This is a genomic window from Falsiroseomonas stagni DSM 19981 (genome assembly GCF_900114315.1).
In the GTDB taxonomy this organism is placed as follows: domain Bacteria; phylum Pseudomonadota; class Alphaproteobacteria; order Acetobacterales; family Acetobacteraceae; genus Falsiroseomonas; species Falsiroseomonas stagni.
On sequence record NZ_FOSQ01000004.1, the window covers coordinates 173,577 to 185,400 of the forward strand.

Genomic DNA, 11,824 nt, shown 5'->3' on the forward strand with positions numbered 1-11,824 from the left:
TTGGCGCCCATCTCCTAGGCGGGCCATGACAGACGGGCAAGACGGTGCCGCGCGCGGCATCAAGGTGATGCCGGACTACCGATGCTGGCCGCTGTGGCGGGATGGGGGGGAGCCCGGGAACATCGACCCCGCCGCCCTGCCGATCCCGCCTGCCCTGGTCGCGGCGCTGCTCGCCTGGGCAGACGCCTTCGAAGCTGGCTTCGATTGGAACGACCCCGCCGCATCCCCGGCCATGCCGGATCCCGAGGGGTTCGAGGCCGAGGGACGGCACCTGGCCGCGTGGCTCGCCGCCGAACTCGGGCCGGGATGGCGCGTCCGCTACTGGCGGGATCAGCCCCCTTCGGATCAGCCCGGGATGGGCCGGTTCTCCCCGTGATCCGCGGCGCCGGCCACGCCGCAGCCGCAGAAGGGGCAGCGCGCCAGGCGGGCCAGTTGCGGGTCGATCGGCGCGGGCAGGGGGCGGCCTTCCAGCAGCCGGTCCAGCTCCGCGCGCAGCGCCTCATGCACCTGCTGCTCCGCGCAGGCGCCTTCCCCGTATTCCGCCGCCACCGCGGCGCCCGGCGCTTCCAGCCGGAAGGCGAGGGCCGGGCTGGCGACCAGGGTCGCGACCGGGAGGCAGGAGAGAAGGCTGCGGCGGGGCGTGCTCATGCGCCGATCATAACGCATCCGCGCGCCGCGCCGCCACGCCCTTATGCCACCACGGCGTAGGTGCTGCCCGAATTCGCGGCACCGATCATTGCCTCGAACACCGCCACGCCATGGATCGCGTCCTCGACGGGCAGGGGATAGGCCGGGCCGCCGGCCACCGCCGCTGCAAATGCTGCAAGTTCAGCGGCTTCGATATCGGTCTTCGGAAACTCCTTCACCCAACCCTGGCCCTCCCGCGGCGTCCAGGTCAGGTGCTCATGCCCTTGCAGCGCCAGGATGCCCTCCGTCCCGAACAGCGCCACGCGCCAGAAGCTGGGGGACAGGGACAGGGTGGCGAAGCCGACGGTCGCGCCGCGCTCCAGCAGCGCCAGCATCGCCGTGGTGTCGTCGATGGTCTGGCTGACCTGCGCATGGCTGCGCACCGTCACCTCCTTGAAGCGGCCCGCCAGGTTGATGATGGCGTCGATCATGTGGATGCCCATGCCGCCCATGCCGCCGAGCGGGCTTTCCGCCCGGTCCGCCCGCCACATGCCCGGCACATAGGCGCGCGCGCCCGGCCCGCTGAACTGCCCTTCCACATGCAGCAGCGTGCCGAGCGCGCCATCCGCCAGCATCGCCTTCATGATTTGGATCGCCGGCAGGAAGCGCCGGTTGTGGCCCAGCGCCATGACAACGCCCGCCTCCCGGCAGGCCGCGACGGCGGCGGCGGCCGAGGCCCGGTCCAGCGTGAAGGGCTTCTCGACAAAGACGTGCTTGCCGGCGCGGGCGGCGGCGATGACCTGCTCCGCATGCTGCCCATGCGGCGTGGCGAGGACCACCGCCTTCACGGCGGGGTCCGCCAGCACCGCCTCGTAGTCCGGCAACAGTCGGATTCCCTTCTCGGCGGCCCAGGCCTCGGCCTTGGCCGGCGTCCGGGTGCAGCCGGAGACGAAGCGGATCCCCGCATCGTTCTTCCCCTGCACGCTGTTGGCCAGCACCTGGCCCCAGCGCCCCATGCCCACGATGGCGGCGTCCAGCATCGATCCCGTTTCCCTATCTCTATCGGTTGGCCGAGGAGGCTGACTGGCCCTCCAGCGCCGCCTCGATCGTCTTCAGCTTCGTCATGCCCCAGGCGAAGACGCCAAGGAACAGCAGCGCGGCCGCGAATGTCGGCAGCCGCAGCCCGAACAATTCACCCAGCCCCCCCAGGATCAGCGCCCCCAGCGCCGGGAAGGCCCGCGTGATCAGCCCCCAGAGGCTCAGCATCCGCCCGCGATAGGCCGGGTCGGCCGCGCTTTGCAGCAGCGTCTGCACGCTGATGCCATGCATCGATGCCACCGCCCCGATCAGCGCCCCGCACAGCATGCCCAGCGGAAACCACCCCGTGGCGACGAAGCCCACCGTCGCCACCGCCTGGGCCAGCGCCGCGAAGATCGCGATCCGCACCGTCCCCTCCAGCCGCCCGCGCGACGCCACCCACAACCCGGCGCACAACGCGCCGACGCCGAAGCAGGCGGTCAGCACCGCCAGGCTCTCCGCCCCCCGCCCGAACAGCCGTTCCACGAAGGGGGGCAGGATCTCCTGCACGCCCCGCATCAGCAGCGCGCCCATGGCGGCGTAGAGCAGCAGCGGACCCAGCCCCGGATGCCGCCAGGCATAGCCGATGCCGCCCGTCACCTCCCGCCACAGGCTGGCGGAGGCCGGGTGCCCGCGGCGTTCCCGCGCATCGACGCGCAGCAGGGCGATGGACAGGCAGGCGAAGCCGTAGCCCACCGCATTGGCGGCGATGGCCGGCACCACCCCCCAGGCCGCGATGACCGGCCCCGCGATGGCCGGGCCGGTGAAGCGCGCGACCGCGAAGCACAGCGAATTGGCCGCCACCGCGGCCGGCAGGTCCGCCCGCGCCACGATCCCCGGCATCAGCGTCTGCCGCGCCGGCTGCGCGAAGCTGGCGGCGACGCCGCCCACGACCTCCAGCACCAGCAGGATGGCGATGGTCATGTGCCCGCTGGCGGTGATGGCCGCGACGGCCGCCGCCTGGAGCGCGATCGCCACCTGCGTCCAGATCGCCAGTTGCACCCGGTCCACCCGGTCCGCGATCGCCCCGGCGATGGGGCTGATCAGCACCGCCGGCGCCAGGTCGCAGAAGGCCACCATGCCGACCCAGAAGGCATTGCCCGTCAATTCCCAGGCGAGCCAGGAGACGGCGATCCGCTGCATCCACAGGCCCGTCCAGGCCACCATGGAGCCGGAGAAGAAAAGTCGCGAATCCCGGGTGGTGAGCGCGCGGCCGAGGGCGCCGAGCGACGCCACCGGCTTGCCCGTCAGCGCCCCCCGGCGCCCGGCGGCGGCAGCGCGCGGCTGGTGGCGGGCCGGCGCGTGCCGGTCGTGGTGGCGCTGTCGGTCGTGGTGGTCGTGGTGGTCGTCGCGGCCGCCTGGCCCGGCCCGCGCACCGGATCGGGGCTGGCCCGCAGGCATTCCGCCACCAGCCGGTCGCGGTCGATCTGCGCGGCCCCGCGGTCATTGTCCACGCGCATCATGGGGGAGACGCCCATGGTGCCGCGGCCCGACTCGGTCTCGTCGCTGCGCATCAACTGGCCGCGCTCGCGATACTGCACCACCCGCGTCGCCTGTTCCCGGCATGCCTCGTAGCGCGCATCGCGTTCCCCCCGCGGCACCGGCGCCGGCGCCGTGATGGGCGAGACCGACGGCAGCGGCGCCCCGCAGGCCGCAAGGGCCGCGATCGGCGCGATGACCAGGAGGCGGAGCGGGAGGCGGCTTGGCATGGAATCACTCTCTCGGGCAGGTCACGCCGGCATGCGCGCGGGCAAGGCGCGCGACAATAGCCCCCGAAGCGCCTCCGCGTCGAACCTCGCCGCGGAATCGAGCGGCATGGTCGCCGCGGCGCGCAGCAAGGCGGGGTGCAGCTCCACCCCCTCCGCCGTCACGCTGAACAGCCCCGCGAGCCAGGCCGAACGCCCCATCACCTCGACCAGCGCCAGCAGCCGCAGGCAGAGCGCCAGGCCCCCGATGGTGGAGAGGTCCGCCCGGCGGTCCACCGCCTCCGCCCAGCTCCGCGCATCCCGGTCGGCGATGGCGAGTCGCGTTGCGCCGCCATCGGCGCGGCGGAACAGCAATTCGCGCGGCGGCCCCCAGCAGCCCTGGTGCGCGCGCGCGCGGGCGGCATCCCAGGCACCGAGCAGCGCGGTGGGGGTGACGGCGGGCAGCGATTCTGGCGGCACGGCGATGGCATAGCTCAGGCTGCCATCGGCGCTGCCGGCGACGCGGATCGGGTTGTCGCGGGCGACACGGATCGGGTTGTCGCGGGCGACACGGATCTGGTTGCCGCGAGCGACACGGGCCGGGTTATCAGGCATCTCCCCCAGATAGGCGCGCCGCCGCCGGTTGCGCCACCCCTTCGCAAGCGGGCCTGACCATGGCGTGATGCGGGCATGACCGATCCCAGCCGCCTGACCGCCACCGAGGCTTCCCGCGCCATCGCCGCCGGCACCCTCTCCCCCGCCGCCCTCATGGAGGCCTGCCTGGACCGCGCCGCGGCGCGGGAGGGCGTGACCCGCGCCTTCGCCTGGCTGGACGCCCCCGCCGCCCGCCGCGCCGCCGCCGCCGCGCGGCCGGGGCTGCTGCATGGCATCCCCTTCGGCGTGAAGGACGTGCTGGATACCGCCGATCTGCCGACGGGCTATGGCAGCCCGATCTGGGCCGGCCACCGGCCGAGGGGCGATGCGGCCGCCGTCGCCGCCGCCCGCGCCGCCGGCGGCGCGCTGATGGGCAAGACCGTCACCACCGAATTCGCCACCCGCAACCCCGGCGCCACCACCAATCCGCACAATGCCGCGCATACGCCGGGCGGCTCCTCCTCCGGCTCCGCCGCCGCGGTCGCGGATTTCATGGTGCCCTTCGCCTTCGGTACCCAGACCGCCGGCAGCATCGTGCGCCCGGCCGCCTATTGCGGCGTGGTCGGCTACAAGCCCTCCTTCGGCACGCTCCATCGCGGTGGCATGAAGGTGTGTTCCGAAAGCCTCGACACCATCGGGATCATGGCCCGCAGCGTCGCCGATTGCGCGCTGGCCATGGGGGCGATGACGGGCCGCGACCTCGGCGACCCCGATGCGAAGCCTGGCCGCGCGCCGCGCCTCGGCCTCACCGTCGGGCATGACGCCTCCTCCGCCACGCCGGAGACGCTGGCCCTGCTGGACCGCGCCGCCGAAGCCGCCCGCCGCGCGGGGGCGGAGGTGGTGCCCTTCGCCCTGCCGCCCGCACTGCTGCGCGCGGCCGAGTTGCACGGCCACATGATGAACATGGAAACGCGCCAGGCCCTGGCCTGGGAATACGCGCATTGCCGCCCGCAGCTGTCGGCCGTGCTGCTGGATCGCCTGGACTGGTCCGGCACCCAGCCCCCCGCGATGCTGGATGAGGCCCGCGCCGCGGCCGCCGCCGCCCGCGCCGCCTTCGCGGCGGCGACCGAGGGCCTGGACGCCATCCTGACCCCCTCCGCCCCTGGCGAGGCCCCGGAAGGGCTGAGCTACACCGGCGACGCCACCTTCAACCTGCTCTGGACCCTGCTCTGGGGCCCGAATGTCACGGTGCCCGTGGCGACGGGGCCGAAGGGCCTGCCCATGGGCGTGCAGGTCGCGGGCCGGATGGGGGACGACCGCCAGGTGCTGGCCGTGGCGCGCTGGGTGCAGGCTGCGATGGGGTAGCGGGCCGGCGGGGGAGGTGGCCGCTACGCCGCCTCCCGCAGCCCCAGCCTGCCCAGCCCCGCCTCCAGCGCCGCCGCCGTCGCCGTCGGCATCGCCAGGAAGCGCAGGCGCAGCGCATCCCCCGCCAGGCCGTTCTCCGCCTGCACGACCTCCGCGCGGAGCGAGAGCCCCGGCGCCACCACATCGGCCAGCAGCGTCACGGTGCTGCCCACCTGCACCGGCGGCGCGCCGGGCTCGAAGCGGCAGCCGCCGATCGAGATGTCGGCCAGCACCGCCGCCGCCGGGCCTTCCGGCGCGCCGGTATCGACCCGCACGGGCAGCGGCTTCGCCAGCCGAGGATGGGCGCGGCGCTGCGCTTCCGGCGCGGATTCCCGCACCGCCCGCACCAGGTTCCGTCGCAACTCCCCCACCCCCGTCCGCGCGTCGGACGCCGCGGAATTGACCTGCATCGCGCGCTCCACCGCGCCCGAGGTCTCCGTCGCCACGATGTCGATGCGTTCCGTCACGGCGTCGGTGGCGCTCGTCGTCTCCGCGACGGATTGCACGATCCGCCGCGTCGCCTCGCTCTGGCGTTCCATCGCGCTGGCGATGGCGGCGGCGGCGGCGTCGACCTCCGCCACCGCATCGGCCATGTCGCCCACCACCGTCACGGCGCGGGTGGTGGCCTGCGTCACCTCCTCCACCTGGCGGGCGATTTCCGTCGTCGCCTTGGCGGTCTCGGCCGCCAGGCTCTTCACCTCATTCGCCACCACCGCGAAGCCCTTGCCAGCCTCCCCCGCGCGGGCGGCCTCGATCGTCGCGTTCAGCGCCAGCAGGTTGGTCTGTCCGGCGATGCCCGCGATCAGCCGCGCCACGCCGCCGATCCGCGCCACCTCCTGCGCCAGGGCATCGATGCTCTCCCGCCCCTGGATGCCGCTGCGGGAGGCGCGGCCGGTGGCGTTCGTCGCCTCCCCGATCCGGGCACTGATCTCGCTGATCGCGGTGCTGAGGTCCTCGGTCGCGGCTGCCACCGCCTCCACGTTCCGGCGGGCCGCCGCCGCCGCTTCTGCCACATCGGCGCAGTTGACGGAGACGGTGGCCGCGGACCCCGCCATCGCCTCCGCCTCATCCGCCATACGGTCCATGTTCCGCGCTACCAGGTCCACCGCGGCGCCGGTCGCGGTCTCCACGCGGTCGGCCATGTCCCGGATGGTCTTGGCCCGCGCGGCATCCGCGGAGAGGCGGGCGGCGGCCTCGGCCTCCCGCCGCGCCGCATCCTCCCGCAGCGCCAGGCGCAGTCTCTCCAGCGCCCGCGCCGCCGCACCCCATTCATCGGCGCGCCCGATGCCGGGCATGGCGGTGTCGAGCCGCCCTTCGGCCAGGTCCCGCATCGCCGCCGTCATGGCCCGCACCCGCACCGCCAGCCGCCACCCGGCCAGCCCGGCCAGCACCACCGCCACCAGGGCCAGCGCCGCCTCCAACCCCCATGGCTGCCCGTCGGCGAGCAGCACGGGCAGCAGCATCACCCCCGTCAACAGCAGGAAGGTCGGCGCGATGCCGACCAGGGCTGTCCGCGTGGAGTCGGGAAGGGGCATGGGGCAACCTCGAAGACCCGCGGAAGGCGGGGCGCTCCCAATTTCGCCGCAAAGGATTGAGCGACGGTTAGGGTCCAAACCCACTCATCGGCCGGGCGCCTGGTCGGTCGCGCGCGGCATCCCCGGCGTCAGGCTGCTTGCCGATGCAGCCCGCATCGGCGGCGCGTCCTTCCTTGCGGCCTGCCACGCGATCCTCGGCCATCCGTCTGGGATCTGATTGGGTTTGGACCCTCACGCGCCCCGCAGCCGCCCCGTTTCTATACGATATGGAAATAAGATCCAGTCTACAGCGGCCCATCCGACGGAGGACTGCCCTTGTTCATCCGCCCCGCCCGCATCGACCGCGCCGCCGAACGCCTGGCCGCGCTCGACCATCTCCGGGCCCGCATCATGATCGCCGATCCCGCCCTCACCATCACCTACATGAACGCCTCCGTCATCGCGATGCTGCGTGAGGCGGAGGCGGAGCTGGCGCGCGAACTGCCGCGCTTCAGCATGGACAGGCTGCTGGGCAGCAACATCGACGTCTTCGACAAGGTGCGCGACCCGGGGCGCCCCCTGCTGGCCGCGCTGGACAGGCCCCAGGCGGCCACCATCGCGATCGGCTCCCGCGCCTTCGACCTGGTGGCGACACCGCTGCTGGAAGCGGGCCGGCGCAGCGGCTTCGTGGTGGAGTGGGAGGATGCCCGCCCGCGCCTGCTGGGCCTGGATAACGCCGCGAAGGCCGCCGCCATCAGCCGCGCCAAGGCCGTGATCGAATTCACCCCGGACGGCACCATCCTGAAGGCGAATGAGAATTTCCTCGCCGTCATGGGCTACCGGGCGGAGGAGATCGTCGGCCGCCACCACCGCCTCTTCGTCGATGACGCGACCGGCCGGTCGCAGGAATACGCGGCCTTCTGGCAGAAGCTCGCCGCCGGCACGCCGGCGACGGCGGAGGGAAGGCGCATCGCCAAGGGCGGCCGCGTCGTCTGGATCGACGGGTCCTACAACCCCATCCTCGACGAGGATGGCCGGGTGACGAAGGTGGTGAAGTTCGCCTCCGACGTCACGGCGCAGAAGGAACTCCTCGGCAGGCTCCGGGGCTACATCGACAGCGTCGATACCGCCGTCGGCCGATCCAACCGCGAAGCCGAAGCCGCCCGCGGCGCCGCCGGCACCGCGACGGGGGATGTGCAATCGGTCGCCGGCAATGCCGAAGCGCTGGCCGCCTCCATCCACGCCATCGCCGGCAACATGGAAACCTCCCGCGGCGCCACCGATGCCGCCTTCGCCCAGGCCGAGGCCGTGGGCACGGACACGCAGGGCCTGGCCGGCGCCGCCCAGGCGATGGGCGGCATCGTCGCCCTGATCCGCGACATCGCCAGCCAGATCAACCTCCTCGCCCTCAACGCCACGATCGAGGCCGCGCGTGCCGGGGAGGCCGGCAAGGGCTTCGCCGTCGTGGCCGGGGAGGTGAAGAACCTGGCCGTCCAGGCCGCCCGCGCGACGGAACAGATCACGCGGGAGATCGATGGCCTCCAGGCCCGCTCCGCCAGCGTCGCCAAGGCCATGGCCAGCATCCGCGAACAGGTGACGACGGTGCGGGAGGAAGTGGGCCGCGCCGCCGGCGCCGTCAGCGAACAGGCCGCCGTGACGCAGGCGATGTCGGCCAGCGCCCGATCCGCCGCCACCGCCGTCTCCGCCGTGCTGTCATCCGTGGAGGAGATCTCCACCGCCGTCCGCGACGTCTCCGACACGGTCGGGCAGACGATGGAGGCCGCCCAGGCCCTGGTGAGCTGATCAGCCCGCCAGGTCCCGCAGGATGGATGCCGTCGCCTCATCCGCGGGGTAGAAGGCCTCGATCGCCAGCTCCGCCAGCGTCACCTCCACCGGCGTGCCGAAGACGGTGGTGGTGGACATCAGCGCCAGCCGCCCCGCCGGCACATCCAGCACCAGCGGCACGGCGATGCCGCCGGGCACCAAGGCGGGCGATCCCGCCACGCGATCCTCGGCCGCCGGCAGCGCGGAAAGCTCCGCCAGCAGCGCCGCCAGCACCGGATCGGCGCCGGCCGCCACCTGGCGGCGCAGCCTTTCCAGGATATGCGCCCGCCATTCCGCGGCATTGGCGATCATCGGCAGCAGCCCGCGCGGATGCAGGCTGAGCCGCAGCACATTCACCGGCGGCGTCAGCAGCGCCCGGTTCTCCACCCCCGCCAGCAGCGCCCCCACCGTGTCATTCGCCGCCAGCATCACCCAGTGCCGGTCCACCGCCAGCGCCGGGAAGGGCGCATGGGCGCGCAGGATCGCCTGCACCACGCCGCGCGCCGCGCCCAGCGCGGGGTCGTCCAGCGGGCGTTCGGGGAAGGCCGGCGCGTAGCCCGCGGCCAGCAGCAGCGCGTTGCGGTCGCGCAGCGGCACCGCCAGCTCCTCCGCGATCCGCAGCACCATGTCCCGGCTCGGGGTGGCGCGGCCGCCCTCCACATAGCTGAGGTGCCGCTGGCTGATCCCCGCCTCCAGCGACAGATCCATCTGGCTCCGCCGCCGCCTTTCGCGCCAGGCGCGCAGCAGGGGGCCGACGGCGGGGGCGGGCAGGGGCTGGTGCGTCCTCATGCCCCGCATCCTACCGGCGCCCCGTCCCGCCTTCGATGACCTCCCACGTCATCGCCCCGTGACCGCCCCCGGGTGTTGGCTGCCGTCGTCCGAAGCAGAAGGAGGACGAGGATGTTCACCACCAGGCTGATGCCCACCCGTTTCCTGCGCCTGTCCCTGCTGGCCGATGCCGCGGCCAGCGGCGCCACCGGCCTGCTGCTGGCCGCCGGCGCCGATGCGCTGGCCGCGCCCTTCGGCCTGCCCGCACCGCTGCTGCGCGGGGTCGGCCTGTTCTTCCTGCCCTGGGCCGCGCTGGTCGCCTGGCTCGGCCTGGCCGCCGCCCCGCCCTGCAACGCGGTGCGGCTGGTCGTCTGGCTGAACCTGGCCTGGGTGGCGGAAAGCGGGCTGGGGATCGCGCTGCTCGGCCCCACCACGCTGGGCACAGCCTTCATCGCCGTCCAGGCCGCCGCCGTGCTCGGCCTTGCCATCGCGCAGGCCGCCGCGCTGCGCCAGGCCAAGCGGGCGGAGGCGCTGGCATGAGCGCGCTGCTCCCGACGGGCCCCATCGTCACCCGCGACGGCGTGGCCCTGTTCACCCGGGCGGCGGGCGCCGGCCCGCCCGTGGTCCTGCTGGCGAGTTGGTCGCTCTCCTCCCTCTCCTGGGGGCCGGTCATGGCGCGGCTGGCGGCGCAGGGGTTCCGTGCGCTGGCCCATGACCGCCGTGGCCATGGCCGCTCGGCCGATCCGGGCGGTGGCATGGATTACGACACGCTCGCCGAGGATTTGGCCGATGTGCTGGCGGCGCATGACCTGCACGCCGTCACCCTCGTCGCCATGTCCGGCGCGGCCGGGGAGGCCGTGCGATACCTGACGCGCCACGGTGCATCGCGCATCGCGCGCCTGGTCCTCATCGGCCCCACCACGCCGCTGCTGGTCCAGCGCCCCGACAATCCCCTCGGCATCCCGGCAGAGGCGCTGGCGGCGCTGCGCGCCACCCTCCTCGACGATTTCCCGCGCTGGCTGGCGGAGAATGCCCGCCCCTTCGGCGGCCCCGATGCCTCCGACGCGCGGCTCGACGCGCTACGCGCCGATGCGCTCACCGCCTCTCTCCCCGCGCTGCTGGCTTTTCATCAATCCCTGGCCGAGATCGATTTCCGCGCCGAACTCGCGACCCTCGGCCTGCCGCTGCTGGTCATCCAGGGCGCTGCGGATGCGACCTGCCCCCTCGACCTCACCGGCCGTCCCACCACGGCCCTGGTGCGGGGCGCAGGGCTGCTGGTGGTGCCGGGCGGCACCCTTGGCCTGGTCGCGAGCCATCCGGCGCTGGTGGCGGCGGAGATCGCGGCCTTCGCAAGGGGGGAGGGGTAGCGGAGATCGTTTCGATTGTTCTTGATTTATCCCCAAAAATAGGCATATAGTCCGCATCAACCTTCTGGGAGTTTTGGGATGCCGACGCTGCCCATCAACGAAGCCGCCTTGCGCGAAGCCATGCGCGATCGCCGCTACTGGCAGCCCGGCCATCCCGAACGGGAACGCTACGGTGCCTGGGTGACGGAGGGTTGGCAGGCGCTCGTCGCCGCGCCGGACCAGGGCGCCGACACCGTCGTCCATGTTCGCGCCTACGAACGTCGCGGGCCGGATGGCGACGTCATCCAGGTCCAGGCCCACACCCGCGGCGCGCCGCCAAGGCCCTGGGAGAACCAGCCCAATCCGGAATGGCGGGCGCAGATCGCGCGGGAGGAAAGCGACAGGGATGGCGGTGACCATGGCTATGGTCTCCGGGGACGGACGAACCTGGACGCGCTCGGGCGGTATCAAATGACTCCGGTAGCTTTGCGAGCAGCGAGGTGGCGGGACAGCCAGAACCGCTGGTCTGCGCGAGCACGCGCGGCGGGTGTCGCCAGTGATGCCGACTTTCTCGCCAACCCCTCGGCGCAGGAGGCCGCCCTCAACGACTATCTGCGCGACAACGAAAGTCAGATGCGTGCTCTGGGTGTATGGTCACGCATCGGTGGAAGTGTGGAGGGCATGCGTGACGGTCCCGTTCCCATCACGGCGAGCGGGCTGGCCGCCGCTGCGCACCGCGAAGGACCCGAAACCGTCCGCAGGTATCTTGCGCATCGAGATCAGCGACTACCGATCCCGCCATCCGTCACTGGGCGCGGCGATCTGTCAAAATTCAACCAGGTCGAGGCGCGGCTGCGAAATTTCGCCGCTACGCCCTTCGGCGGTGGCCTGTCTCGATGAGGTGCAGCGCCGTCGCCCTCCTCGCCACATTCACCCTCATCGCCGCCACACCCGCCGGCGCGTCCGATCGGCTTCGCTGGCAGGT

At 73.1% G+C, this 11,824-nt stretch carries 13 protein-coding genes; 6 read left to right on the forward strand and 7 right to left on the reverse strand.

Annotated elements, in window-relative coordinates:
• The first annotated feature begins 25 nt into the window (after positions 1-25).
• Entirely contained in the window at positions 26-376 is a 351-nt protein-coding gene (locus BM041_RS13235) for a hypothetical protein (RefSeq protein WP_139226047.1), read from the forward strand.
• On the opposite strand, the gene BM041_RS13240 is transcribed toward BM041_RS13235, so the two are convergent.
• From BM041_RS13240 to BM041_RS13255, 5 genes are read right to left on the reverse strand one after another with little or no spacing between them, the layout of a single operon-like run.
• The gene (locus BM041_RS13240) at positions 346-648 is read right to left on the reverse strand and encodes a hypothetical protein (RefSeq protein ID WP_092960187.1); all 303 of its coding nucleotides are present in this window, start codon (positions 646-648) and stop codon (positions 346-348) included. The two genes, BM041_RS13235 and BM041_RS13240, sit on opposite strands and share 31 nt — an antisense overlap.
• A 41-nt stretch (positions 649-689) precedes the next feature.
• Complete coding sequence (locus tag BM041_RS13245; protein WP_092960189.1) at positions 690-1,667, reverse strand: Gfo/Idh/MocA family protein; 978 nt, start codon at positions 1,665-1,667, stop codon at positions 690-692.
• A 19-nt stretch (positions 1,668-1,686) separates the two neighbouring features.
• Positions 1,687-2,940 (reverse strand): MFS transporter, encoded by a 1,254-nt coding sequence (locus BM041_RS13250; RefSeq protein ID WP_245762073.1) that lies wholly within the window; start codon positions 2,938-2,940, stop codon positions 1,687-1,689.
• Between the two features lie 11 nt (positions 2,941-2,951).
• Positions 2,952-3,413, reverse strand: a complete 462-nt coding sequence (locus tag BM041_RS31305) for a hypothetical protein (RefSeq protein ID WP_139226048.1) — start codon at positions 3,411-3,413, stop codon at positions 2,952-2,954.
• Between the two features lie 21 nt (positions 3,414-3,434).
• Complete coding sequence (locus BM041_RS13255; RefSeq protein ID WP_245762074.1) at positions 3,435-4,004, reverse strand: hypothetical protein; 570 nt, start codon at positions 4,002-4,004, stop codon at positions 3,435-3,437.
• Between the two features lie 75 nt (positions 4,005-4,079).
• Between BM041_RS13255 and BM041_RS13260 the strand changes: the two genes are divergently transcribed.
• Positions 4,080-5,348: an amidase gene (locus BM041_RS13260; RefSeq protein ID WP_092960193.1), complete on the forward strand. Its 1,269-nt coding sequence runs from the start codon at positions 4,080-4,082 to the stop codon at positions 5,346-5,348.
• A gap of 23 nt (positions 5,349-5,371) precedes the next feature.
• Here BM041_RS13260 and BM041_RS13265 read toward each other — a convergent pair whose 3' ends face one another.
• Complete coding sequence (locus tag BM041_RS13265) at positions 5,372-6,922, reverse strand: methyl-accepting chemotaxis protein (protein WP_092960195.1); 1,551 nt, start codon at positions 6,920-6,922, stop codon at positions 5,372-5,374.
• Between the two features lie 315 nt (positions 6,923-7,237).
• Between BM041_RS13265 and BM041_RS31825 the strand changes: the two genes are divergently transcribed.
• On the forward strand, positions 7,238-8,704 hold the full coding sequence (locus BM041_RS31825; RefSeq protein WP_281244545.1) for a methyl-accepting chemotaxis protein: 1,467 nt from the start codon (positions 7,238-7,240) through the stop codon (positions 8,702-8,704).
• Here the strand turns inward: BM041_RS31825 and BM041_RS13275 are convergent, their stop codons facing one another.
• On the reverse strand, positions 8,705-9,514 hold the full coding sequence (locus BM041_RS13275; protein ID WP_092960197.1) for a helix-turn-helix domain-containing protein: 810 nt from the start codon (positions 9,512-9,514) through the stop codon (positions 8,705-8,707).
• Positions 9,515-9,625: 111 nt separating this feature from the next.
• On the opposite strand from BM041_RS13275, the gene BM041_RS13280 reads away from it, so the two are divergent.
• From BM041_RS13280 to BM041_RS29995, 3 genes are all read left to right on the forward strand, one after another.
• Entirely contained in the window at positions 9,626-10,033 is a 408-nt protein-coding gene (locus BM041_RS13280; RefSeq protein WP_175533907.1) for a hypothetical protein, read from the forward strand.
• Positions 10,030-10,860 carry an alpha/beta fold hydrolase gene (locus BM041_RS13285; RefSeq protein ID WP_092960199.1) on the forward strand — a complete coding sequence of 277 codons (831 nt, stop codon included), beginning with the start codon at positions 10,030-10,032 and terminating at the stop codon, positions 10,858-10,860. Before BM041_RS13280 ends, BM041_RS13285 begins: the two co-directional genes overlap by 4 nt.
• A gap of 78 nt (positions 10,861-10,938) precedes the next feature.
• Positions 10,939-11,739 (forward strand): hypothetical protein, encoded by an 801-nt coding sequence (locus tag BM041_RS29995; RefSeq protein WP_139226049.1) that lies wholly within the window; start codon positions 10,939-10,941, stop codon positions 11,737-11,739.
• The last annotated feature ends 85 nt before the right edge of the window (positions 11,740-11,824 follow it).

Excerpts from the sequence above, each read along its gene's own strand:
- BM041_RS13275 (WP_092960197.1), bottom strand. The coding sequence starts at position 9,514 with ATGAGGACGCACCAGCCCCTGCCCGCCCCCGCCGTCGGCCCCCTGCTG.
- BM041_RS13265 (WP_092960195.1), bottom strand. The coding sequence starts at position 6,922 with ATGCCCCTTCCCGACTCCACGCGGACAGCCCTGGTCGGCATCGCGCCG.
- BM041_RS29995 (WP_139226049.1), top strand. The coding sequence starts at position 10,939 with ATGCCGACGCTGCCCATCAACGAAGCCGCCTTGCGCGAAGCCATGCGC.
- BM041_RS13235 (WP_139226047.1), top strand. The coding sequence starts at position 26 with ATGACAGACGGGCAAGACGGTGCCGCGCGCGGCATCAAGGTGATGCCG.
- BM041_RS13280 (WP_175533907.1), top strand. The coding sequence starts at position 9,626 with ATGTTCACCACCAGGCTGATGCCCACCCGTTTCCTGCGCCTGTCCCTG.
- BM041_RS13245 (WP_092960189.1), bottom strand. The coding sequence starts at position 1,667 with ATGCTGGACGCCGCCATCGTGGGCATGGGGCGCTGGGGCCAGGTGCTG.
- BM041_RS13240 (WP_092960187.1), bottom strand. The coding sequence starts at position 648 with ATGAGCACGCCCCGCCGCAGCCTTCTCTCCTGCCTCCCGGTCGCGACC.
- BM041_RS31305 (WP_139226048.1), bottom strand. The coding sequence starts at position 3,413 with ATGCCAAGCCGCCTCCCGCTCCGCCTCCTGGTCATCGCGCCGATCGCG.
- BM041_RS13260 (WP_092960193.1), top strand. The coding sequence starts at position 4,080 with ATGACCGATCCCAGCCGCCTGACCGCCACCGAGGCTTCCCGCGCCATC.
- BM041_RS13285 (WP_092960199.1), top strand. The coding sequence starts at position 10,030 with ATGAGCGCGCTGCTCCCGACGGGCCCCATCGTCACCCGCGACGGCGTG.
- BM041_RS13255 (WP_245762074.1), bottom strand. The coding sequence starts at position 4,004 with ATGCCTGATAACCCGGCCCGTGTCGCTCGCGGCAACCAGATCCGTGTC.